Source organism: Micromonospora sp. NPDC049101, assembly GCF_040648675.1.
Lineage (GTDB): Bacteria > Actinomycetota > Actinomycetes > Mycobacteriales > Micromonosporaceae > Micromonospora.
In genome coordinates, this window is sequence record NZ_JBEZED010000039.1 from 1 (window position 1) to 23,569 (window position 23,569).

The 23,569-nt window shown below is 68.6% G+C and carries 20 protein-coding genes and 1 pseudogene; 10 read left to right on the plus strand and 11 right to left on the minus strand.

Translation table 11 applies throughout. From position 1 onward, the window contains the following. Positions 1 to 185: 185 nt before the first annotated feature. Positions 186 to 773, minus strand: a complete 588-nt coding sequence (locus AB0B57_RS33950; RefSeq protein WP_357079497.1) for a CYTH domain-containing protein — start codon at positions 771 to 773, stop codon at positions 186 to 188. 188 nt (positions 774 to 961) lie between these two features. On the opposite strand from AB0B57_RS33950, the gene AB0B57_RS33955 reads away from it, so the two are divergent. Both AB0B57_RS33955 and AB0B57_RS33960 read left to right on the plus strand, forming a co-directional pair. Next, the gene (locus AB0B57_RS33955; RefSeq protein WP_357079500.1) at positions 962 to 2,224 is read left to right on the plus strand and encodes a helix-turn-helix transcriptional regulator; all 1,263 of its coding nucleotides are present in this window, start codon (positions 962 to 964) and stop codon (positions 2,222 to 2,224) included. An 89-nt stretch (positions 2,225 to 2,313) separates the two neighbouring features. Then, a pseudogene (locus AB0B57_RS33960) lies at positions 2,314 to 3,112 on the plus strand (IS5 family transposase). 27 nt (positions 3,113 to 3,139) lie between these two features. On the opposite strand, the gene AB0B57_RS33965 reads toward AB0B57_RS33960, so the two are convergent. Continuing rightward, positions 3,140 to 3,304 carry a hypothetical protein gene (locus AB0B57_RS33965; RefSeq protein WP_357079503.1) on the minus strand — a complete coding sequence of 55 codons (165 nt, stop codon included), beginning with the start codon at positions 3,302 to 3,304 and terminating at the stop codon, positions 3,140 to 3,142. A gap of 332 nt (positions 3,305 to 3,636) precedes the next feature. Between AB0B57_RS33965 and AB0B57_RS33970 the strand changes: the two genes are divergently transcribed. Further along, a complete protein-coding gene (locus AB0B57_RS33970) occupies positions 3,637 to 6,645 on the plus strand; it encodes an RICIN domain-containing protein (protein ID WP_357079506.1) in 3,009 nt (1,002 codons plus the stop codon). Positions 6,646 to 6,765: 120 nt separating this feature from the next. On the opposite strand, the gene AB0B57_RS33975 is transcribed toward AB0B57_RS33970, so the two are convergent. Continuing rightward, positions 6,766 to 7,020, minus strand: coding sequence for a hypothetical protein (locus AB0B57_RS33975; RefSeq protein WP_357079509.1), 255 nt, complete (start codon positions 7,018 to 7,020; stop codon positions 6,766 to 6,768). Between the two features lie 940 nt (positions 7,021 to 7,960). Continuing rightward, positions 7,961 to 8,752, minus strand: a complete 792-nt coding sequence (locus AB0B57_RS33980) for a haloacid dehalogenase-like hydrolase (protein WP_357079513.1) — start codon at positions 8,750 to 8,752, stop codon at positions 7,961 to 7,963. A 146-nt stretch (positions 8,753 to 8,898) separates the two neighbouring features. Here AB0B57_RS33980 and AB0B57_RS33985 point away from each other — a divergent pair, with 146 nt between their 5' ends. The 3 genes from AB0B57_RS33985 (at position 8,899) to AB0B57_RS33995 (ending at position 10,159) form a co-directional block, all read left to right on the plus strand. Further along, positions 8,899 to 9,438 (plus strand): AAA family ATPase, encoded by a 540-nt coding sequence (locus AB0B57_RS33985; RefSeq protein ID WP_357079517.1) that lies wholly within the window; start codon positions 8,899 to 8,901, stop codon positions 9,436 to 9,438. A 71-nt stretch (positions 9,439 to 9,509) separates the two neighbouring features. After that, a complete protein-coding gene (locus AB0B57_RS33990; protein WP_357079520.1) occupies positions 9,510 to 9,956 on the plus strand; it encodes a hypothetical protein in 447 nt (148 codons plus the stop codon). Positions 9,957 to 10,024: 68 nt separating this feature from the next. Further along, positions 10,025 to 10,159, plus strand: coding sequence for a hypothetical protein (locus AB0B57_RS33995; protein WP_357079523.1), 135 nt, complete (start codon positions 10,025 to 10,027; stop codon positions 10,157 to 10,159). 122 nt (positions 10,160 to 10,281) lie between these two features. Here the strand turns inward: AB0B57_RS33995 and AB0B57_RS34000 are convergent, their stop codons facing one another. From AB0B57_RS34000 to AB0B57_RS34020, 5 genes are all read right to left on the minus strand, one after another. Beyond that, positions 10,282 to 11,103 (minus strand): sugar phosphate nucleotidyltransferase, encoded by an 822-nt coding sequence (locus tag AB0B57_RS34000; RefSeq protein ID WP_357079526.1) that lies wholly within the window; start codon positions 11,101 to 11,103, stop codon positions 10,282 to 10,284. Positions 11,104 to 11,270: 167 nt separating this feature from the next. Further along, positions 11,271 to 13,397, minus strand: coding sequence for a hypothetical protein (locus AB0B57_RS34005; protein ID WP_357079529.1), 2,127 nt, complete (start codon positions 13,395 to 13,397; stop codon positions 11,271 to 11,273). Continuing rightward, the gene (locus AB0B57_RS34010; RefSeq protein WP_357079533.1) at positions 13,394 to 14,983 is read right to left on the minus strand and encodes a hypothetical protein; all 1,590 of its coding nucleotides are present in this window, start codon (positions 14,981 to 14,983) and stop codon (positions 13,394 to 13,396) included. The genes AB0B57_RS34005 and AB0B57_RS34010 overlap by 4 nt, the downstream gene beginning before the upstream one ends. Further along, positions 14,980 to 16,035 carry an Ldh family oxidoreductase gene (locus AB0B57_RS34015; protein WP_357079536.1) on the minus strand — a complete coding sequence of 352 codons (1,056 nt, stop codon included), beginning with the start codon at positions 16,033 to 16,035 and terminating at the stop codon, positions 14,980 to 14,982. The genes AB0B57_RS34010 and AB0B57_RS34015 overlap by 4 nt, the downstream gene beginning before the upstream one ends. Further along, on the minus strand, positions 16,029 to 17,627 hold the full coding sequence (locus tag AB0B57_RS34020; RefSeq protein ID WP_357079539.1) for a glycoside hydrolase family 3 N-terminal domain-containing protein: 1,599 nt from the start codon (positions 17,625 to 17,627) through the stop codon (positions 16,029 to 16,031). The genes AB0B57_RS34015 and AB0B57_RS34020 overlap by 7 nt, the downstream gene beginning before the upstream one ends. A 614-nt stretch (positions 17,628 to 18,241) precedes the next feature. Here AB0B57_RS34020 and AB0B57_RS34025 point away from each other — a divergent pair. From AB0B57_RS34025 to AB0B57_RS34040, 4 genes are all read left to right on the plus strand, one after another. Next, positions 18,242 to 19,297, plus strand: a complete 1,056-nt coding sequence (locus tag AB0B57_RS34025) for a hypothetical protein (protein WP_357079542.1) — start codon at positions 18,242 to 18,244, stop codon at positions 19,295 to 19,297. A 328-nt stretch (positions 19,298 to 19,625) separates the two neighbouring features. Continuing rightward, the gene (locus AB0B57_RS34030; RefSeq protein WP_357079545.1) at positions 19,626 to 20,108 is read left to right on the plus strand and encodes an NUDIX hydrolase; all 483 of its coding nucleotides are present in this window, start codon (positions 19,626 to 19,628) and stop codon (positions 20,106 to 20,108) included. 91 nt (positions 20,109 to 20,199) lie between these two features. Continuing rightward, positions 20,200 to 21,441: a methyltransferase, FxLD system gene (gene fxlM, locus AB0B57_RS34035; protein ID WP_357079548.1), complete on the plus strand. Its 1,242-nt coding sequence runs from the start codon at positions 20,200 to 20,202 to the stop codon at positions 21,439 to 21,441. Next, complete coding sequence (locus AB0B57_RS34040; RefSeq protein ID WP_357079552.1) at positions 21,438 to 21,989, plus strand: kinase; 552 nt, start codon at positions 21,438 to 21,440, stop codon at positions 21,987 to 21,989. The genes fxlM and AB0B57_RS34040 overlap by 4 nt, the downstream gene beginning before the upstream one ends. A gap of 2 nt (positions 21,990 to 21,991) precedes the next feature. On the opposite strand, the gene AB0B57_RS34045 is transcribed toward AB0B57_RS34040, so the two are convergent. Then, on the minus strand, positions 21,992 to 22,186 hold the full coding sequence (locus tag AB0B57_RS34045; protein ID WP_357079555.1) for a hypothetical protein: 195 nt from the start codon (positions 22,184 to 22,186) through the stop codon (positions 21,992 to 21,994). A gap of 28 nt (positions 22,187 to 22,214) precedes the next feature. Continuing rightward, on the minus strand, positions 22,215 to 23,498 hold the full coding sequence (locus AB0B57_RS34050) for a hypothetical protein (protein WP_357079558.1): 1,284 nt from the start codon (positions 23,496 to 23,498) through the stop codon (positions 22,215 to 22,217). Positions 23,499 to 23,569: the final 71 nt, after the last annotated feature.

Below are 23,569 nucleotides of genomic sequence, written 5' to 3' on the forward strand. Positions count from 1 at the left end.
GGGAGATCCGCGACGACATCCACGAAGCCTTCCTCACCCTCGCCTGCGCCATCATCTGCTGGCGCCGACTCCAACACTCAAAGAGTTAGGAGTTTCTAGGCTGACCAACGTCACCAGCAGCTCCAGCTTGGCGGCCAGGCTTACAGCCGGCGCAGCCGGGGCGGCACCCGGCGTGGTTGGCCACGTCAGCCTGGCGTCGACGCCCTAACAGCCGCACGCCTCAGGTTCCACATCAACGTGTCGTAGGTGTCCACGACCCTCCGCACCGGCACGCCCAGCGAACGAATCATCAAGTCGAGTCCGTACTGCACCTGCTCACCAGAGTGCTGGGAGCTGACCACCCGCTCCACCTCGACGAACGCGCCAAGCCCGTCGACGACGTCCACGCACACCGTCGCGCCTTCCCAATCGCCGGTTCGACGCTGCTTGACTATTCGCACCGTTGGCACCCAACCCATCGTGGTCAGAGCAGCGTGCATCGCGTCGCGGTCGGAGATCACGCATTCGTGCTCCAGACACGCCATCTCGTTGTCGATCGGCTTCTTCACGGTGAACAGATGGCGGCCCTCCTGCGTGCGCAGACGCGCGAACGGAAAACCGATCTTCGGCATCCCGTACGACCAGCCGGCCGGCGCGTACGCCTGGTCGTCCTGCACCGACGGCTCCGTCAACGCCACCTGCCGCTGGGCGAGCGCCGTGATCAACTCTCCCAGGTCGCTGACCTGGTACTTGGCTTCAACCTCATGATCATTTTTCCCTAGCGCACGGGTCACGAGCAGGGAGCATACGAAAGTCGCAGGTCACGCGAGTTCCGGCCAACGCGAGAGCGATGTCGGAATTTTGTCGGAAGAATGTTGGAAGAAGCCGCTGAGTAACCGACGCACCACAGCTCCGCACTAGAGTGTCTTCACGCCACCACGTGTCGCCTCGTGCGGACGTTCGTCTCCATCGGGAGCTGCTGATGCCGAGCGTTCCACCGCAAGAAATTGCCAAGGCATGGATCGCTCTTGGCCAACTGCTCGCCAGCAGCCGTAAGGCCGCCAGTTACACGCAAGAAGCGTTTGCGCCTCTTGTCAACTACGGACGAAGCACGATCGCGAACGTGGAGACTGGCCGTCAGCGAGTGGGGCGAAACTTTTGGTCCCAATGCGATGAGCTCTTGCGGACCGGCGGCAGTCTGGCCCGCGAATACGATCGGATCCGCCGCGCCAGCGCCCGACACGTGCCGAGCAGTATGCCGGCACCTCAGCCGCTTGAGGTTGCTCCAGAGCCGTCGTCCTCCACCGCTCTTGAGTCGCTAGCCGGCAGGGTCGGCGGCGACTACCTGGCAGGCGAGTGGCACACTTTCTCCACGCTGACCAGCATGCTGGCGCAACAACGCCAAGCCGTGTCACCCGACGCGCTGCTGGGCCTGATCGAGGCGCACCGTGAATGCCTGTCGACGCTCTACCGCAAAGCCGGCCGTGCACCCATCCGTGCTGATATTGGGGCCATGCTCGCCGAAGCTTCGGTCGTCGCCAGCAGGCTGTGGAGTGCGCAAGGCAACCGTGCTCTCGCAATCGCTCACTGCGCCTACGCCCGCCAGTTGGGCGACAGGCTCGGTGACCGCAGGATCAGCGCCACCGCACGCATCTTTGAGGGTAACCTTCAAGCCGCCACGCTGATCGAAGCCGATGGTGACGTCATGATCGGCCTGCGGCTGCTCGACGAGGCCGATCGCGCCTCCGCAGATCTCAGCCCCGCCGCGCGAGCTCGCATAGCCGCCGAGCAGGCCCAGGCCTATGCCGCCCTACGACTTCCGCGCGAGGCTACCGCTGCCCTAGGGCGAGCAGAGGCAGCGGTCAACGACTTGTCACCGATTGACTGTGTCGGCCTCTACAGCGACTGGAGCAACGCCCGTCTCCACGTCTACGCGGGCACATGCCATCTTCTCCTCGGCCAGCCCGAGCAGGCTGTGGGGGTGCTCGAAGGTGCAGTACAAGCGCTCGAACGCGACTCCGCGAACATCAACGTCGCCCTCGCCGCAGCGGTCGACCTCGCGAGCGCCTACGCCGAGACTGGCGAGCTGGAGCGATCCTGCACTCTGCTCGGCGACACCTACGGTCAGCTGAAGGCCGGCGGCAACCAGCGGGGCATCGCCCGAGCTCAACGAGCCCGAGAGCGGCTGGCCCGTTGGCGCGCTGAGCCGGTTGTACGCGAACTTGAGGAGCAAATGGCTGCCTAAAAGCTCCTAACAGAATGATGTTGGGCGTAACCGGCTGATCGTGAAGCTCGTCCTGTCTGAACGTGAGGAGGGGTGAGCAGCCGCCGTGGATCGTCTCGGACGACCTGTGGGCCGAGATCGAACCGCTGCTGCCACCCCGACCGCCTCGCCGGCACCGGTTCCCCGGCCGTAAGCCCTTCGGCGGCCGCAAGGTGTTGTGCGGGATCCTGTTCGTGCTCTACACCGCGATCCCGTGGGAGTGCCTACCCCAAGAACTCGGGTTCGGGTCGGGGATGACCTGCTGGCGCAGGTTGCGGGACTGGAACGACGCCGGCGTGTGGCAACGCCTGCACGAAGTCCTGCTCGGCAAGCTCAGAGCCGCCGACCAGCTCGACATGTCCCGGGCGGTGATCGACGGAACCCATGTTCGGCACTGAAGGGCGGCCCAAAACCGGCCCGAGCCCGGTCGACCTCCGCAAGCCAGGCTCGAAACACCACGTCATCACCGACGCGGGCGCCATCCCCCTCGCCGTCAGCCTGACCGGCGGCAACCGCCACGACGTCACCCAACTCATGCCCCTGGTCGACAAGATCCCACCGATCAAGGGCATTCGCGGTCGACCCCGGCAACGACCCGAGCGGATCTACGCCGACCGCGGCTACGACTTCGACAAGTACCGCCGCGAGTTACGCGCCAAGGGCATCACACCGGTCATCGCCCGACGCGGCACCGGACACGGCTCAGGACTCGGCACCCGACGGTGGGTCGTCGAGCAGACCATCGCCCTACTGCACTGGTTCCGCCGTCTGCGCATCCGCTGGAAGATCCGCGACGACATCCACGAAGCCTTCCTCACCCTCGCCTGCGCCATCATCTGCTGGCGCCGACTCCAACACTCAAAGAGTTAGGAGTTCTATGTCGAGCAGGTAGTGCAGTCACTCGCACCACGCAGCTACCGACTGGCCAGCCAGGATCTGGATCTCGACCGGGCCGCCGCAGCCCGCCTCGTCGGCGACCAGCCGATGGAAGATCGCATTCACGATCTCCCGCAGCTCGTAGCTGAGCTGGTGCCCGGACGCCGACGGATGCCTGGCCTTCACGCGAGTAGCAACGGGCCGACCACCGATCATCGGATGGATGACTGGGATACGCCTTGCGCTCGACCATGTCCAACCAGCCCGCATACCCGCCGACCCGACACCGGACCAGCCCGAACACCACGACATCGGGCGATGACGAACTACAGAAACCTCACAAACCGCCCTCCGGCGTCCCCGTGCCGCCTGGTGGGGACGTCGAGTGTAGGCGTATCAATATCGAAGGACTTCTCCGCCATCTGCGAAAACACGCTCGCAATCTTGGCGAAACGTCACACGTCTGATGTGCTCCCGGCGTTGAGCTGACTCACCTCGTGCGGAGACGGAGACGCGTGTTGTCGACATCGCAAGGTTCACCGAGGAAGGCGCTGCGGACCGCGGTCGCCGCCATCGCCCTGGCCGCCACCGTCCTGGTGGCGACGCCTGCGCGCGCAGCCAGTGCCCTCTACGTGTCCCCCACCGGTTCCGGCACGGCCTGCTCATCGGCCCAGCCCTGTTCCCTCACCGAGGCGCAGGCCCAGGTCCGCTCCGCACCCGCCGGCGACGTCACGGTGCAGGTGGCCGACGGCATCTACCGCGTCGCCAGCCCCCTGCAGTTCCGTGCGGAGGACGGCGGCCGTAGCGGCACGGTGCTGTGGACGGCCGCGGCCGGCGCCCGGCCGGTGATCACCGGTGCGGTCGACGTCGCGGGTTGGTCGGTGCACGACGCCGCGTCCAACATCTACGTCGCGAACACGCCGGTCGGCTTGGACACCCGCCAGCTGTACGTGAACGGCGTCAGTGCCCCGCGCGCGGCGATCCGCCTGCAGAGCTCCGACGTCACGTTCACCGCATCGGGCATGACGATCAACAACGGCGCGCTGAACTACCTCTCCGGCCTGCCGCAGCAGAACCGGATCGAGTTCCAGAGCCTCGGCGACTTCACCAACCGGTACTCGCCGGTCGCGAGCATCAGCGGCAACACCATCACGATGGCCCAGCCGGGCTGGAACAACAACACCTGGGGCTGGGACACCCCGCAGAGCCCGTTGCTCGGCGCGCCGACCTTCTACCTGGAGAACTCGTTGCGGTTCCTGACCGCGGTGGGCCAGTGGTATGTCGACCCGTCGGCGGGCAAGCTCTACTTCAAGCCGGCGCCCGGCGTCGATCCGAACAGCCTCGACATCGAGCTGCCCCGGCTGCAGACCCTGGTCAGCATCTCCGGCACGTACGACAGTCCGGTGTCGAACCTCGCGTTCCGCGGTCTCACCTTCGCCGGCACCTCCTGGCTCGGTCCGTCCTCCGTGGATGGTTACGCGAACCAGCAGAACGGCACGTTCCTCAAGGGCGCCTTCAGCTACCGGCCGGGCGACGCGTTCAGCAGTTGCAAGCGGGGCTGCACGATGTTCGAGCGGGCCCGCAACACCTGGTACCAGGAGCCGGCCGCGGTTCAGGTCTCGGCCGCCGCCAATGTGTCGTTCACCGGCAACACCTTCACCGCGCTCGGGCAGACCGCCCTCGGCCTGGGGCAGGACGCCAACGCGACGCTGTCCGGGGTCGGGCTCGGCGTCAGCGGCATCGACGTCACCGGCAACCGGTTCACCGAGGTCGCCGGGCACGGCATCGTCGCCGGCGGGGTACGCCCGGACGCGCACCACCCCAGCGATCAGCGGATGACCAACCGGAACGTGCGGATCACCGACAACACGGTCAACCGGGCCGCGGTCGACTACAAGGACAACTCCGGGATCCTCAGCACGTACGTCACCGGCGCGCAGATCGTCCACAACGAGGTCGCCAACGTCTCGTACGACGCGATCGACACCGGGTACGGCTGGGGCACCAACGATCCGGGCGGCTCCAACGACTACAACAACCGCGGGTACTACACCTACAACACGCGGTACACGACGCCGACGACATTGCGCGACAACCTGGTCGCCAACAACCTGGTGCACAACACCAAGGCCCGGTTCTCCGACGGCGGTTCGCTCTACAACCTGTCGGCCAGTCCCGGCTCGGTGACCGAGAAGAACTACCTCTACAACGTCTCGGGCGTCGGGCTCTACCTCGACGAGGGCACCCGCTATACGACGTACCGCAGCAATGTCCTGCAGGGCGCGAGCCCGTGGGTGTTCACGAACTCGTTCGGGACGGCGCACAACACCAACGACAACACGATCACCGGCAACTGGTTCAACTCCGGCGGGGCGTCGACCCCGGACGCCGCGCTGCACAACAACCAGATCTACGGCAACACGCAGGTCTCCGGGACCAACTGGCCCTCGGGCGCGGCCTCGGTCATCTGCGGGGCCGGCGTGTCGTCGCCGCTCCGGACGCAGCTCAACGGCAACCTGTTCGCCCCGTCCTGTGGACAGTCCGGCTCCGCTGTCGCCGCTCCGCTGCGTACCACCGGGACCTCCACCGCCGGCTCGTTCTTCGCCCAGTCCGGGTCCCAGTTCGGCATCTCGGCCGCCGGCGCGGACGTCTGGCAGAGCGGCAGCCAGCGCAACGACGAGTACGGCGCCATCTACTCCGACGACGCCGTCACCGCGGGCACCAGCGTGACCGCCCGGGTCGACTCGCTGAACGACTCCCACGCGTACGCCAAGACCGGCGTCATGATCCGCAACGACATGACCCGGGCCGGCTCCTCGCCGGGCTACGCGCTGGTGGCGGTCACGCCCCGCAACGGGGTGCTGTTCGAGTGGGACTCCAACGGCGACGGGTTCGCCGACAGCGAGGCCCGGGCCACCGTCGACACCTTCCGCCCGGTCTGGGTCCGGCTGACCCGCACCGGCACCCAGGCGACCGCTTCCTACTCCTACGACGGCGCCAACTTCATCCCGGTCGGGTCCGCGGTCACCCTGACCGGCGCCGCCACCACCCAGGACGGCGGCATCTTCAGCACCTCGCACGACCGCAGCCAACGGGCCGTCAACGTGGTCAGCGACCTGAAGTTCGCCACCTCGACGACGGTCCCGCAGGGCGCCCAGATCATCGGCGGCCAGTCCGGCCGGTGCGTCGATCTGCCGGCGGTCACGAACGGTACCCAGGCGCGCTTGTACGACTGCGGCGCGGCGACCAACCAGCGTTGGACGTACACCACCGGCAAGCAGTTGACCCTGGCCGGCAAATGCCTCGACGCCAGCGGGGCCGGCACGGCCAACGGCACCCTGGCCATCGTCTGGGACTGCAACGGCCAGACGAACCAGCAGTGGAACGTCACCACCACCGGGACCATCACCAGCGCACAGTCCGGGTTGTGCCTGGACGCCTCCGGCCTGGGCACCACCAACGGAACCCCGATCCACCTCTGGTCCTGCACCGGCGCCGCCAACCAACAGTGGCGCCTGCAGAGCTGACCAGGTAGCCCGCCCCGGCGGGCTACCTGCTTTGCTCCCCTCCGGCCGAGCGAACCGCCGCGATGTGGCCGGAGGGGGCCACAGGCCGCATCGCCCGGCCCCGGCGCCGGAGAACATGGATCAGGCGCGGATACGACGGATGACGCTGATGATGATCCTGCTGACCGCCGCCTGTTTCACGGACGGTGGCGTGCCGTCGGACGTCCGACCGGTCAGCTCCGCACCGGTCGCGCCCCGTCGCCGAGCGCCCCTTCGTCGCCTACACCGGCCTTCGATCCCGAAGCGCAGGCCCGCCGCCAGATCAAGAAGATCGTCGACGACGGTTACCAAATCACGATCAAGCGACTGTACGAGGTGGGCGAGAAGCCGGCGCACGGCGAAATCTCACTGACGGACGTAAGATAGACGCTCTTCAAGGTAATTCATCTGATGTTTGCAGGTCAAGGCGGGCGTACAGGTGGAAGGCGCCGGAAGCCTCCGTGCCCCCGTAAGACGCCAGGCACTCTGCGGCGCGGGGCGCACGCAAACAGCGTCACGATCCTCGCCGTCTCCGCGGAGCACCGCCCGCTCGGCGCAGGCACCGTGCTGTGCGAACACGCGTTCGCCGCGATGCGGGAACTCGGCGCCGAGGTCGTCACGATCGGCACGGGGCGGCGACGGGTTCCATGCGCCCGCCCGCGCCTTGGCGACCTGCGGGCCGGCAGCAGGCGCCGTCCAACCTGAGCGGGCGCGGCCTGGGGCGCGCAACCTCGGTCGGCGGCCCGACCGCCTCGGGTCTCAGGTCGGCCACGCTCGAAGACCTGCCAGCGGCCGATATCTGTGGTGCTGCATCGATCGACGGGATGCCGCGAGGTCGGACGCTTCGCGGTTGCCGCCGACGGAGCGGACCTGCCCTCACCCGGGCGGACGCCGGACACGCCCCCTCCACCGGACCAGTCGCTGCTGCCAGCTACGTCGCGGCCGGCCTTCACGCCGTGGCTGAGAACTGACCCCCTCGACTCGTACGACGGCGGCGGGGCCAACCCGAGTGAAGGTCGCCAGTCCAGATAGTCAACGCTCCGGCACGCTGCGTTCACCCTCGCTTCTTACGTGGTTCAAAGGCCGCTTTGAGGTTCACCTGATTACGTCCACTTCGTCCCGACCGTTTTCAGATGGGCTACGAGGAATGCGACTGCCGTTCCGAGGACGTACCGTGCCACCGGACCGCCCCGGTGGCGGTGAACCGCCAGACTCCGACCGTCCGACCCCGTCAGGCAACCAGGCCAGAGGCGGTAGCGACGGTCATGCGCTGCGGGCACCGAGAAGGTTGCACGCCTTAAGAGGTAGCCGGCGACCCGCCCGAAGCCCACAGCGGGTTAACCGCCGCCACTACCGCCGTTGGGTCAAGACTGTCGAGTACCACGTCAGGGTGGTGGGAGGCCAACTCTTGATGTCCAATCCGGTGAGCGACAACAGCGACATGGAAGCCGGCGTGACGTGCGCAGGCGATGTCGTTGGGCGCGTCCCCGATGACGATTACTCGATCAGGATCGAGCTGTTGGCCGTAGGTCGCGAGGTAGCGTCCAGCTACGACCGCCGGGAGTTGGAAGCGGTCTCGAGCGTCCGACCCGAACCCGCCGATGCGGAGATCGAGAAACTCGTCCAAGCCCGACACCTGCAGCTTCACCTCGGCGGCCGAGCGCAGGTTGCCGGTCAGCACGGTCTGGTGGAAACCACGGCCGTGCAGCTCCGCGATGCTCGCCGCAGCACCTGGATACGGTGGCTGCACCTCAGCCAGCTCCTGCCGGCCCTCTTGCATCACTGCGGCGATGGCCTCGCGGAAGGCGGGTATGCCGGCCTCCGCAGCCAACGCGTCGACGCCCGAGGCGATCGCCGTGTCGATGGCGATCGACTCGTCCGTATAGCCGTGCACCTTCTTGTCGGGGAAGACAACCTCCGACTCGGCCATGCCGTAGGCGCGAGAGATCGCTCGCGTCAGCCAGCGCAAGTCTGCGGGGATGAGCGTTCCGTCAACGTCCCAGATAACCAAGCCGGCGCTGCCGTGGTTCATGGAGCCATCGTCGCACGCACGCCGGGGCAGGCAACTCGACAGCATCATCGGGTTCATCGGAAGGAACGTAGCGGTGCTGACAAATACGCACGGTCTGCTCACAATCTCCTGGCCGACGGCAGACTGGCCGCTCTCGGCTGGCCGAGCCACCCCCGGCCTAGATCAATTACTAGTGGATCCGCCGGATGCCTGAGGAGCGACACGTGCGCGTGATCTGGATCAACGGTGCGTTCGGCGCTGGGAAGACGACTCTGTCGCAGCAGTTGACGACGGATGACCCTCGGCTGCTGATGTTCGATGCGGAGTTGCCAGGGTTCATGCTCCGCGAGATCGTTCCGCCGCCCGCGAGTGGCGATTTTCAAGACCTGCGGGTATGGCGGCGTAGCGTCGCGGATACAGCGACAGCGCTGCTTGAGGAGTACGGACGGACGCTTGTCGTACCGATGACCGTGGTGGTGCCGTCGTATCTTGACGAGATTTTCGGCCGGCTGCGCGCCCACAACGTGCTTGTCGACCACTTCTTCATCGACGTGCCCACCGACGTCCTACGGACGCGCATCGCGGCGCAGGCGGTCTGGCCGGATGACCCGGATCGTGATGCGCAGGTACGTGCTTGGCGGCTGGAGCAGGTAACGCGCTGCGCTGCGGCTGTCGGCTTGCTGCCGGCGGACACGGTGATGCTGGACGGTCAGCTGCCGGTGGCGCGGTTGGCCTCGGAGGTCCTGGCACGGTCAGCAACGTGATCTCTCGTAGCGGCCAACCGAGCTTGTTCGGGAACGGCGGCACGGCTGACGACGGCCGCGAGCCCATCCTCATGTCGCTGAATCCCCTGTACTACGACCTCCTCTGGGCAGGCGAGAAGACGCACGAGTTCCGGCGCCGGTTCCTGACCGGCCAGTCGGTGCGTTGGTACGTCTACCTCACCTGGCCCGTCGCCCGGCTCGGGGCGGTTATCGACCTCGGGCCCGCCATCGTCGACACTCCGGAGCGAATTGCCGAGATCGCCGAACGGTCTCGCCCCGGCAACGGCGCCTCGGTGCTCGAGTACGTCCAGGACCTGGACCAGGCCTTCGCGATCCCGATCCAACGAGTTACGGAGTACCCGGGGATGTCGCTGGAGCAGCTCAGGGCTCAGCTGGACGCATTCCATCCTCCCCAGGGGTATACCAAGCTGCGCAACCACTCTGAGCTGCTCAGCATCTGCGAGAAGATCACAGCCGGTCCACCGAGCCGCGAGATGACCGTGCCTGATCACACCTAGGCAGTGCCGTCAACCACGACCCAGGCCCTGTTACTGATCCTCGCCGTTTGACGGCCAGCCTGAATGCCATGAGCGCCGGTTGGATGTCCTGGACGAACGAGCGGGGGGCGGGCAAGACCATCATCGCCGCAGGGGCCGCATTCGGTGGCGCGCTGGGCCTGATGATCGTCTCGTACAACTTCGTCATGCACCCGGAAACCTAGGCTGAGCCGTCGGTTCAATCCCCCTGGCAGGCGGCACACGCGCATTGAAGAACCGACGTGCGTATCCGCCGGGCTGGCCCCCGACACGGGGCGTTGTGACATCCCGGGGGAAGGCCAGGCCCTCAGGCCAGAGCCGCAGCGTTGTTGGCAGCGAGCCAGCCGGCAGGGTTGCCGCAGTCGTGGTACTCGCCGGTGACGGGGTGGATCAGCACGTCGTTGTCGCGGGCGAAGGCGATGACGGCGTCGGTGGCCTGGTACTCGCCGTTCGGCGCCGGAGTCAGCTTCTGGAAGTAGGCCATGGCGTCGGCGGGTAGCAGGGTGCGGCTGATGTTGATGTACGCGGTTGGCTCGCCGTAGTCGTCCGGCTTTTCGAGCAGCTGATCGAGTAGCTGGTGACCCTCGGCTACTCGCGGGTGCAGGATGCCGTAGCGATGGGCCTCGGCGCCGGGCACCGTGGCGGCGGCGAGCGCGGCCGGCACTCCAGCGGCGGCCCGGGCAGCGACGAGGTCGGCCAGGTCTGACCCGCCGTCGTTGCGGAGAAGGAAGTCGTCACCCGCAACTAGGAGGAAGTCGTCGCCAGCGATGAAGTCAGCGGCGACGATCGCGGGCAGCGCGGTGCCGTACCGGTCGTCGCGCGGTTGTTCGATGAACGTGAAGTCGGCTTGGCTGTGCAGGTCGGCGAGGGGCGCGTACTTGTCCTGCCAGCCGCGTGCGGTGAAGTAGTCCTTCAGGTCGTGGTCTTCGGTGAAGTAATGACGCACCTGGCGGCCGATCTCGCCGGGGGCGGTGACGATCGCGATCTCGTGGGCGCCTGCGGCGACGCAGTCAGCGACTGCGTAGGCGACGACTGGTTGGTTGAGGATCGGCAGCATGCATTTGTTGATGGTTTTGCCGATGGGGAAGAAGCGGCTGCCCATGCCGGCGACAGCGATGACGGCCCTCACGCGCTTACCTTTCGGTTGGGTTGCACCGGCCGTCAGGGTGTGGCGACAGGGAGCCGGGCGGATCTGTGCAGTTTACGCATCGCACTGGTCCGATTCGGGGCACATGGTGAAGGCGCGCACGGGTGCGGGCCGCCAACGCGTCGATGCCGGCGGCCCGCAATGATTCGTCAGCGTGAGGCGGGCGCCTTGAGCATGGTGGTGGTCGTGCGTTCGGCTGCGGCCAGGGAGCCGGCCTGACGAATGCGATCCCACGTCGGGGTCCGGCGTGTGTCAGGGTCGAGGCCGTGGCGCAGGGCCTGCCGGTGGACGCCGTTGAGCATGGTGTCGTAGTCGTGCGGGGTGCTCCGGTGCCCTTCGACGTACTGGTGGAGGGCGGCGACGCCAACCTCGGCCACGACGTGTCCGCAGCGCGCGATGGCGGCGAGCAGGTCGGTGTCGAACGCCAAGCTGTGGTCGGCGGTGAGGGGCAGTGCGGTGCGCAGGGCGGTGGCCGGGAAGGCTTTGAAGCCGGCCTGCGGGTCGGTGGCGTCGAGGTGCAGGAGGTCCCGGACGGCTCCTTGGTAGAGCCGGGCGGTGGGGGCCGGGCCTGTTGGCGGGTAGTAGCCGTAGGAGTCGGGGCGGCGGCGGGAGCCGATAACGGCGCCGACGCCGGGTTGGTCGAGGGCGGCAACGTGGAGACCGAGTTGCTCCAGTGGATAGGTGATGTCGAGGTCGGTATAGGCGAGGATGGTGCGGCCGGCGCCGGCGAGCTCAGTGAGGCCCCAGAGCACGGCGCCGCCTTTGGCGCTGGTGTCGTCGGGGCGTTGGGCGACGGTCACGCGGATCTGCGCGTGGTGGACGTCGATCGCGCGGGCGGCGCGGGCCGAGGAGCCGTCGATGCTCTCGTCGACCAGGAGGAGGTCGGCGTGGGCGTCAGGACAGGCTTGCAGGAGCCAGCCAAGTTGGGCGAACTTGACGGTGAGCGCGTTGTCGCCGTCCTCGGGGGTGAGGTGATGCGTCTCGGCGCGCATCGGCACGACGATGCCGAGGTCGGCCGGGGCGGGCCGGGTCAGGAGGGCGGCTTTGGACCGGGCGGCCTTGATGGCGGCGATCAGGCCGTGCAGCTGTAGGCCCGCGGGGATGTTGTCGTGGCGGTTCTTGGCGAGCCCGTGCACGAAGGAGATGAGGAGTTGGTCGTTGTAGTGCGGAAGGGGGCTGTGTGTCTGGTGGCCGGTGAGGTGGTCGGCGACCAGGTGCAGCAGCGCGCGGCCGGTGGGGTCGGCGGCCCAGCACTGGTCGGGGGTGGGCGGGGTGTCCGCTGATCCCCAGGTGCTGCGGACGTGGTCGGCGAGCAGGTCGTAGCCGGCCACGAGGGCGCGTTGAGTGTCGTCCCACCGTGCGCCCTCGTCGGTGAACTCGGCTGCCTGCCACGCCTGCTCCCAGCCGCCCGGCTGGGCTTCGGCGGCGCTTGCGGCGGCGGTGACGTGCTGCCAACGGCGACGGACGGCGGGCCAGGCGCAGGCCGGGTCCTCCCCCGAGGCGAGGCTGTCGGCGGCGTTCTCGGCCAGGGCGAGGGCCTGGCTGGCTTGGACGGGGGTGTCGGCGGCGGCCGTGAGCGAGTCAAACCACAGCTCGGCGGCCAGCGTCAGTCCCCCGGTGTGCGCGGCGAGGCCACGGATCGTCTGCTCGCGCCGTGCGAGAAGCGCCGCGCGCACCTGCTGACGGCGGGCGCGGTCGAGAGCGGTAGCACCCGCCAGGTCGACGGGGGCCGTCGGGACGCGGCCTGCACGGGCGTCGAGCAGCGCGAGCAGTCCGGTCTGGGCAGGACCGGTCAGGACGCCCCCGTCCAGGATCGGAGCCAGTAGCTGTTCCAGGGTCACCGGGTCCGCTGCGGCGGCGGATGCGCGGAATCGTGCACTGTCGAGGTAGGCGTCGTCGACCAATGCGGGCTGGTGCACGAGGGTCGCCATGGTGCGGACGAATCGATGACACGCGCCGGGTGAGGTGCCGTCGGGGAAGAGTCTGGCCCGTAGGGCACTGGTCGCCCGCCTGGCGTCGACCCGGTACGCCACGAGCAACGCGAGTGAGGTCAGAGGAAGATCCGTTCGCTCGTCGAGCGCGCGGGCGATCCGGTCGGCCGCCGGCATGGCGGTGATCGACAGCAGCGCCCGTACGGTGGCCGGGTCGGGGTCAGCGGCCGTGGCAAGGAGTACGGCGAGGTCGACGTCCTCGTCGTCGTGGCGGTGGTCGAGCAGCGGGGACTGGGCCAGGGGCAGGAAGACCCGGGTAGGCGTGGGGCGTGCTGGGGCGGTCACCGGGGGATCCTTCCGGCGACGAGTTCGGCGGCCTGCCGGGCGGTGTGCACCGGGAAGAGCAGGTTCTGGCGCAGGAACGTTCGTTCGAACGGGCTCAACTCGGCGTGCACGACGGTGGTGCTCTTGGTGATGTCCACCCGCGCGTCGGGCCTGCCGATGCGGGCCAGAAGGTTTCGGACTGTTTCCTCGTCCGGCGGCTGCGCTGCCGCGCACACCTCATGCTGGTCGCCGGGGCAGCGCAGGCGGCAGTTGGTGGTGGGCTGGTCGTAGTGGCCGTTGTAGTCGGGGATGTGGCTGCCGCGTTCCACCGCTCGACCGCACGAGGACCGTTTCAGGACCGCGGGGCGCCAGTCTGGGGCCACGTCGGCGTACACCTCGTCGAAGGCTGCCATGATCCGCGCCTCGGTGCCGACGGTGAGCAGCTTCTTGCCGGGGGTGAAGGACCCTGCTGGCAGGGGCAGCCCGTAGGACATGAAGGACTGGGCGTGGTCGTCGGCGAACTTCAGCCCGCCGAGCACCACGGTGCGGGCGTCGGCGTCCTTGAAGGTCTGCCAGACGTGACGCAGGTGGGCGTCGGTGGTGTTGAGCCCTTCGGCGATCGGTCGGTAGTACGCCAGGACGTTGATCTTCTCGGAGTGCAGGATGCGGCGTAGGAACCGCAGGCGGCGCCCACGGTTGGGCGGCTCGATCGACTCGGGCATGGCGGCGTAGCAGACGTTGATGTCGAGGTCGACGTGGACGAGGGATTCCAGGCAGTCGATCTGCTCATCGGAGAGCGTGTACTTCGTGATGCACGAAACGCGGTTGGTCAGACCAAGCTCGTCGAGCAGCTGCAACGCGCGCCACGTTCGCGGCCATAGCTTCGGCAGGAACGCCTCGGAGGTGGACATGTGCAGGCCGATGGGCGTGTGGTGCGGGGTGAACCACGGGTGCGACAGCAGCCGCGCGACGACGTCCTCCGGTTCGAGGAACCCGGTCGGCTCCCAGGAGCCGAGGTAACCGTCGACGGTGTCGCCTTCGCGCCGGTAGCAGTAGGCGCACATCAGTGGGCAGCCGATGCCGAAGTCGGCGGACATGCCGCCCTTCATCTGCGAGATCATGTAGCTGGTGTTCAGCCCGTCGGGGCCGGCGGTGGCCTGGCTCGCGGCGATCTGCTCGACCGTGGCTTTCGGCGCGAATCCGGCCGGGAGCACCGACTTGAGCGCGTGCGGAGCGTCTGGGGTGCCGACGACGCCAGGCCACGCGAAGGCGCAGCGCAGCGCGAATCCCAGGGCGTCGCTCTGGTCCGCGTCGAGGTGGTGGGTGCGGGTGAGCGCGGCGATCGTGCGGGCGGGTAGTTCCTGCAGCGGGATGCGGCGGCCGGTGGGCTCGTGCAGCAGCCGGCCCGCTACGACGTCAGCCAGGGCACGCCCCAGCGCCCCAGCGGCGAGTTGGCGTGCCGCGTCGACGACCGGGTAGGGGTCGGATAGGTCGAGGATGGCTTGCAGGCGGCGGGCGACCTCGGCCCGGGCCGCACCGCGGTAGAGGGCCGGTTGGTCGGCGGCCGGTGGGCCGCCGAGGGTCGGTTTGCTGGTCGGACTGCTCACATCTGCTCCTTCTGTGATCCGGTGCTGGCTTCCAGGGGTTCGGGTTGGATCCATCCGTGGGGAGCACGGACGTTCACGCGGCGACCGGCCTCAATGAGCGCGGCGAGATCGTCGGCGTCGAGGGCGATGCCGTCCTGGTGAGCCCGGTCGCGCTGGGACCAGGCGCGGTCTCCGGGCATCCGGGCGCCCTGCTCGCGCACCGCGTGAGCGACAGCGGCTACGCCGGTGGCCAGCGACTTGGCGACGGCGAGGCTGCGAGGGTCGACCGCTACGACGAGCAACCCGCGGCCGTCGTCTCCTGCCGGCAAGGGGGCGCTCCCGGTCAGCGCGCCGACCAGCAGTTCCAGGACGATCGCCAGGGCTTGGCCGCGCTCGCCCCCGGGCAACAGCGCCACGGCGAGGTTCGGATCGCGGACCCGATGCCCGCTCGCGTCGAGAGCGGACCCGTTGGGTAACGCTTGTCCCGTGCGGGCCAGGTGGTGCAGGCGGCCCCACGACATCGCGGCAGCGGCCAGGTCCACCAGCACCGGGCGCTGCGGGTCCGGACCTGGAACGGCGACCGCCAGCGCGCTGCTGCCCAGGACCGGCGTGCTCGTGCCTCCGTGCAGGGCCACGCTGCGTGCGGACGCCTGCGCGGCGGCCACGCCCACCAGGCCGCGCCGGGCCAACTGCGCGGCGGGAATGCCGAGCGCGCCGACGTGACCGGCCCGGCGAACGGTCACGGCGGCGATGCCATAGCGCCGGGTGCGAAGCATCGCTGCGGCGACCGCCAGGCGGGCAGCCACCGGTCCCGGGGCCAGGTCGGCGTCCACGACCAGGACCGCCTCCTCGTCCCGCACGATCCGAATCAGGGGTCGTGGGTTCAGGTGCCTGGTGCGCAGCTTGTCCAGGTAGCCGGGGGCCAATCGGCTGCCGTGGCCGGGGATGCCGCGAAGGTCGGCCTCCAGGTGGGTATCGGCCATCACTCGCGCCCCGGCTCGGGTCATCCCCGCTGCCTGATAAAGGCACTGCAGGAAACTGGCGAGTTGGCCGGCCGGAACCCGAGTCACCATGACGCCCCGAAGACGGGTACGACACCGTGGGCGCGGCCGTCGCCGAGCAGGATTCGGGCCACCACCGCCACAGAGGCCCAGTGCGGGCTGAACGCGGCCACCAATACCGGCGCGGGCGAACCGGCCAGGTCGTCCACGTCACCGAACGCGACCTGAACAACCATCCGCCCGCACTCGACCAGCCGAGCGGCTTCCTGGACAGCTCTACTCGGACCCGCCGTTCTGGTGCGGGTGTCGTAGCCGTAGACGACGACCGGGCCGGCGGTTGGCACTGGAGCGCCGACGGGCACCTGCACCACGCGGTGGTGCGCGGCGAGCAGCGCGGGCAGATAGTCCGGCGTATAGCGGGCACTGTCAGCGCGCCGCTGCCCCTCGTCAGGCACCCGCACCAAGGCCAGCACCTTGCCGGACGGCACGTCCAGCGGAAGGAGCCGGTCTCCGCGCACCACCGCCACCGAACGGTCAGCTACCCGTTCCGCCGCACGCCAGGCCACCGGGTTCGCTGTCGGCCAGTCCGGCCGGACCGAGCCGGGCGTCAGGCCGTACCGCCGATGCAGCGTCTGCACACGGTCCACGGCCTCACCGATCCGGCGGCGATCGATCACGCCGTGCTCGACCACCGCAGTCAGCGCCTGCACCACTTCCGCGCGCCGCCGAACCGCCGCCGTCTGTGCCGCCGGCGAGCTATGCCCCCGGGAAACCTCCGAGTCCAGCATCACGATGTCCACCCCGGCGGCCACCGCGGCGACCGCCGCCTGGGCCAGGCCACCCAGCGGCTCGTGCACCGCCCGAATCGACAAGTTCTCGCTCACCACCACACCGCCGAAGCCCAGCTCGTCACGCAACAGGCCAAGCACGCGCGGCGATGCCAACGCCGGCTTGTTGTCCAGGGCGAGCACGGTGTGACTGCCGACCATCACGCACGCCACCTGCGCGCCAATCGCCGCTCGAAACGGCAGCAACGCACCCGGGTCGAGTTGGTCGACCACCGGCGCGACGTGGTGCGGGTCCCCAACAACCCCGCCCAGACCGGGAAAATGCTTGGCGGTCGCCGCGACGCCAGCCCTCTGCACTCCACGCACGAACGCTGCCGCCAACAGCCCAACCCGTTCAGGATCTGAACCGAAGGAGCGAGCGCCAACCGCGGCAGCCGCCGGCCATCCCGTGGTGTCGCACACCGGCGCCAAATTCCAGGTCAACCCCACCGCCCGGAGCTGCTCACCGATCGCCGCCCCTGCCAGCTCGGCCAGGTCCTCGTCCTCCGCTGCCCCAATCGCCAGATTTCCCGGCAACTGGGCCACGCCTGGCCAGTCCAGCGCGTTCAACCGGCCGCCTTCCTGATTCACGCTCAGCAACAGCGGCAGCGAACCGGCTGAGTTCTCGCTCGCCGTCCGGGTGACCTGGCTCAACCGCGCCGGGCCGGCGACGATGGCCTTACTGATCCGGCCCGGCTCACTACCGGCCTGCTCGTGCAGTGACTGAACGCGATCGTCGGGCCGTAGGAACATCCGGCCGGGACGCACCAGCAGATCAATGTCAGCGGCAAGGACGGGATCGACTCCTACCGGCAGGCCGGAAAACGGACGTGGCATGGCAGCTCTCCTTGCGACCGCAGGTCGACTAATGGGCATCAACTGCAGGACGCCCGGAGGGACAACCGAGGCCCTGACTCTGCCCACACATCGACCTTTGTCGGTTTCGGGCGCCTGGGGCAGGCATCGACGCAGTGCCATCGGTGCCGCTCGCTCGGAACCTGGTGCGGATGGTGCGCTTCGTTCCCTGCCACTGACCCTGGCCGCTACTGTCAGGCCCGCGGCTGCGCTACCGGCACCCGGAAGGGGGTCCCACCGTGGAAGCCGAACCCACAACATCCCGCGCCAACCAACGGCTGGCCGGCCTGCTCCGCGATGCGCAATGGGGACCCGAGGCCCTCGCCCGACGAATCAACTCCGCTCTGGTGACCCGAGGCAGCACCCGCAGAGTCCACCCCAAGACCCCCTACAAATGGGTCGCAGACGGCGCGGTGCCGCACGGTGACATACCCGAACTCGTCGTCGGGGTGCTGTCCGCCAAGCTCAGAATCGACCTGATGTTCGAGGACGTTTGGGGGGTAACCGCCCCGCGTTCGCGTCCAGCGCTGCCGGCGAATCACGCGATGGATCTACCCTGGGACAGCAACGGACTGCTCAGCCTCGTAGGAGGACCCGTGCCGACCCGTCGCACCGTCATCGCTGTCACCGGCGTCGCGCTCACCGCCCACGCGTGGACCGCGCTTCACCAGCCACATCCAGACCTGATCGCGGCGGCCGGAGACGGCGGACCGGTCACCCCACCGCTGTTGGACATGATCGACACCGTCGTCGCCCACGCACAACAGCTCGATGACCACCAGGGCGGCGCCGCCCGCGGCTTCGTCAGTGACCAGTTCACCGCCGTGGCCCGGCTCCTGCGCCGAGCTTCCTACAACGCGGAGGCCGGCCGCCGCCTTGCCGCCGCACTAGCGCAGCTCGCCCAGACCGCTGGGTTCATGGCGTTCGATGCCAACGAGGACGGCCTCGCCCAACGCTGGTACCTCACCGCTCTCCGCGCCGCGCACGCCGCTCGCGATCCCGGCCTAGCCGCCAGCATCCTGGCCCTCATGTCCAACCAAGCCGCCGACCGAGGCCACGCCCTCGACGCCCTGCAACTCGCCTCAGCAGCCCAAGAATCGGCGGCAAGGACCCCGCCCGCTGTCCGCTCGCTGGTAGCCGCGCGCAGCAGCCTCGCCCACGCCGTCGCCGGCGACCTCACCAGCTTCTTCCACACACGCGAGAACACCCTCGCACTCCTCGACACCGCCCCCGACACCCCACTACCTCCATGGGCTTCGTACATCGATCGGGTCGAACTGGACGCGATCACCGGCCGAGGCCTCGTCGTACTGGCCGAGCAGGTCCCGGTTCAACGGCCAGCGCTCCTCCGCAAAGCCGAACGGCTGCTTCACTCCCGGGCGCACACCAGCCCAACCGACTCCCCACAACGCTCCGCACTACGCCACGGCGCCTGGCTCAGCCTCGCGCACAACGCCGCCGGTGACCTCGACCTCGCGGTCAGCACAGCCCGCGTGGCTCTCGGCCGCCTGCCCGCAGTCAGCTCCGTACGCAGCGTCGCACTACTACACCGACTTCACGACGAACTCGTCCCCGCCGCACCGCGCTCACCAGCGGTCCGCGACATCCTCCGCGAACTTCGTGAGTTGCCGCGGACATCACCCGTACGGTGATCACATCGAGGCCGTGCTGCGTGAGGCCGGCAGCCTTGCGCAGGTGCGCGAGGCGACGGCCGAGCGCGCGGCGCGCCGCACTGACCTCGTCGCTGTCGCCAATCGGCCACCACCCCCGGTTCGAGCGCTCACGCTGAGCGGTTACCGTAGCGGCTCGCTGCGACATGTTCCGGGCCGACAGCCGGCGCGTCATGCGGCGAGGTAGCACCGTCAGATGTCGCCGAACCGGTCAAGGTGGCGGGTGTTGGAGTTGGTGTCGCAATGTGCCGACATTGTCGGGGCGTGGCGCTGCGGGCGTGTCGGCTGCCGGGAGTTCTACGGTGCCAGCATGCCCTCCGACCCTCAGGAATTCACCGCTGGTCTCCCGCGCAAGCGGATGGCGGCCGGACTGTTGATCACCGATTCGCAGGATCGGGTTCTGCTGGTCGAGCCGGCGTACAAAACGGATTGGGAGATTCCCGGAGGCAGTGTTGAGGCCGGCGAGTCGCCGTGGCAGGCGGCGGTGCGGGAGTGCCGCGAAGAGCTCGGCGTGGACCTGACGCCGGGTCGGCTGCTCGTCGTGGACTGGGTGCCGGCCCGTGCTGGCCGCACCGACGGTGTGATGCTCGTCTTCGACGGCGGTCTCCTGGACGCGGTTCAGACCCAGCGGATCGTCGTGCCGCCCGCCGAGTTGAAGGGTTGGGCGTGGTCTGCGCCGCCGCAGACGAGACAGCGGTTGCAGCCGTTGCTGGCCCGCCGCGTCAGCGAGTGCCTGCAGGCGCGTGCCGACGGGTCGACCCGCTACCTCGAAGACGGCGTGCCGATCTGCTGATCTCAACCTGCCGCATCCCAGCAACGGGCCGATGCTCGTCGCGGTCGGCCGGCTGCTCACCTGATATCCGTTCGAGGGAGGAGATGTCCTCGTGGCACCTGAAAGCGGGACGACCGAGACGTTGACGGCGGAGGCCGCTCGCCGGCAGCTGGTTGAGCAGCTGCGCGGTCAGGGTTGGATTACCCGACCGGAGGTGGCGGCGGCGTTCAGCGCGGTGCCGCGGCACCTGTTCGCTCCGGCCGGTACCAGCATCGAGAGCGCGTATGCGAATGATGTTGTCGTCACCCAACGCGGCTCGGACGGAAAGACGACCAGTTCAATCTCCGCGCCGTGGTTGCAGGCGTACATGCTGGAGACCGCCGGGCTGAGGCCCGGCGCCCGGGTCCTGGAAATCGGCTCAGGCGGGTACAACGCCGCGCTGATCGCCGAGGTCGTCGGCCCGGCCGGAACGGTCGTCAGCGTCGACATCGACGTGCGGGTCGTCACCCACGCGCAAGAGGCGCTGGCACGGGCCGGCTACTCGCAGGTCGAGGTGGTCCACGCCGATGGCGTCCACGGCCATCGCGCCGACGGGTTGTGGGACGCGGTGCTCGTCACGGTCGAGGCCAGTGACCTCCCACCCGCGTGGACCGACCAGCTCTCCCCCGCCGGCAGGTTGGTGGTGCCTCTGCGGATGCGCGGCAACACCCGCTGCCTCACCCTGCAGCCGGCAGGTGACCACCTGGCCGCGACAGCGTCCGTGCAGTGCGGCTTCGTCGCGATGCAGGGCCACGGCCGGGATCCGGCCCGCCGGGTGCCGCTGCGCGGCGACGACGCCGTTCTCACCCTGGACGACGACACCACCACCACCAACGCCGACGCCCTGCGCGCTGCCCTTGACGGGCCACGGGTTGAGGTGTCCTCGCCGGTGACCCTGGACATGAGCATGGGCACCTACCTCGAGAGCCTGCACCTGTGGCTGGCCAGCCAACCCCGCCCGTACGGCGTGCTCAGAGTCGATCGGGACCGCACCGCCGGCCTGCTGGATCCCCAGGACCGCTTCTTCTGCCCCACCCTGCTGACCAGTGACAGCCTCGCCTACCTGACCATGCGCCGCCACGACACGACGACGTGGCAGCTCGGCGGGCACGGCTTCGGTCCGCACGCCACCAGACTCACTGACGATTTGATGGAACTGACAGTGGCCTGGGACCAGCAGTTCCGGGCCGGCGTCGTCCCGGACATCACCGTGCACCCGGCCGGCACGCCCCTGCCCGACACCGAACGGTTGCGGCTGCTCGTACCCCGCCGCCACACGCTGACCGCGATCACCTGGCCGGAGACGGACCGATGACCAACACGGAGTTGCCGATCTTGATCTGCCTTCGGGGGAACTCCGGTGCCGGGAAGAGCACGATTGCCCGTGAGTTGCGGTATCGGCACGGCCGCGGCTGCGCCCTCGTTGGCCAAGATCATATGAGGCGGGTCCTTCTGAGGGAACGGGACAAGCCAGGTGGTCTCGCGCCCACGCTCATTGCGCAAAACGTCCGTTTCTGTCTTGAGAACGGCTACCACGTGATCCTGGAAGGGATCATGCACACCGCCCGGTACCGGCGCATGCTCACCGAGCTGCGCGACGCGCACCGAGGCCGAACCCTGTTCGTGTACCTCGACGTGTCGTGGCCGGAGACTCTGCGCCGCCACCAGACCCGGCCCGAGGCGCGGGAGTTCACTGCCGACACGATGCTCGGCGTGTACACCCCGGGCGACGTCCTCGGCTGGCCCGACGAACTCGTCCTGCCTGAGACCACCACCCTGGAGCAAGCGATCGAGCGCATCGCCACCGCCGCCGGCCTGCCGATGACCGGCCGCGACGACGACCTGCTCCCGGCCGTCTCATGACTTCATCCCAGACAGCCAGCGCAGGCAGTGCCGGTCTCGTGGCGGACGGGGCGGATGACGTATTCGCGACGCTGGTCGCCCGTGCCGCTGCCGCAGGGGTAGGCACCGGCCGGGTTGTGCACCGCACCGACAAGGCCGTCGTCGCCACCGGCCGCCGCAACGGCCAACCGGTGATCGTGAAACTGAACCGCCGCCACCAACGCGCCACCCCGCAGCGAGCCGACTTCACCGAGATCGACGGACGTCCCGTCCCGAGGACGGATCTGCCGGCAACCAGGACAGCTCCGACATCGAGGACGTCGCTCGTGGCGGGTTAGGAAACGCCCTGGCCGGAAGACGCGCTTGTTCACGATCATTGTTGACGTCTTGCCGCTGTATCAGTGCACGGGCGAGATCCTGCACGACGTCGTCTCCGTTGATGGCGGGACGCCAGCGTTCCGCGGCGCGGAAGACGAGGGAGCCGGCAGGCCGTAGCAGCACCCCCTCGTCCCTGACGAACAGGTCACGCCGCTGCAGGGCAGCCGAGAGCCCTTTGTGAAGCGTGGCCGCCATGAACGGAAGCTCCGCGTTGAGGCGCGCGATCTGTCTAAGGTGCCGGTCACCCCGCTCGCCCGTGCCGAGGGATCGCAGCCACCGTAGGACCTCTGTCAGCTCGGCAGCGGTATCGCAGGCTGCGCCGACCGGAGGGGTGGCACGCAGGTCAGCAGCCGCAATGGCCGCCTGACGCCAGCCGCCAATCATCGTCGGGTCGCCGCTGCTGGACAGGGCATGCACCGCCAAGCCGAGTTGAGTCCCGAGCTGTAGGTGCACACTCGTCAACTCGCTCGGGTTTTGCCACATCCAGGTTCGCGCTGCACTGACGGCTGCGACCGCGTCATCTGCGGTGCTGACGACCGGTGCGGGATTCGACGGAGGCCGAGCAACGTCGAGCCCGTGCAGCCGGGGATGCCCACGGCCCGAGGCCATCAGTTCACCGGCGACCGCGCTCAAGCGGCTGCTGGCGGTCCATCTGGCGGCTTCCGCCGCCGGCCGGTAGATCTCTGTCAGATGGCCTCGCCCCTGGTCGAGCCAACCCGGCAGCGCAGTGTCGATCATGATCATGGCCGAGGTGAGCCTCGCGACATCGGCAAGGCCGGATTGGACGCCACCGCCAGCTCGAACCGCGAGCCCTTCCGGAGTGCGCGGTGTCTGCCCCGGCGGAACGTGACTGGCGAGGATGTCACCGATCACGCCGACTGCATCGACAGCCCGACGCAGCGAACGCGCCGGTCCGGCGACCCTCGTGACAGGGGAGGCCGGGAACTGCCGGTCAACGATCGCAGCGGCTTGAAGCCCAACGTAGAGCTGGGTCAATTTCTGCCCATATCTAGCCAGAATGGCCGCGGCACGGGCTCGATCGGGGGCCTCCACTACCGGGCGGCCACCAACCAGCAACGCCGTCACGCGAGCTAACTGGGTGTAGATGGCAGACCTGGCAATCACGGCGGCATTGATATCGACCGCAGCCATGGCGTGGCTCCGGCCCATCGCGGTAGACGCGGTACCTAAGGCCTGGTATGCCTCGTTGTACCAACGGCCGA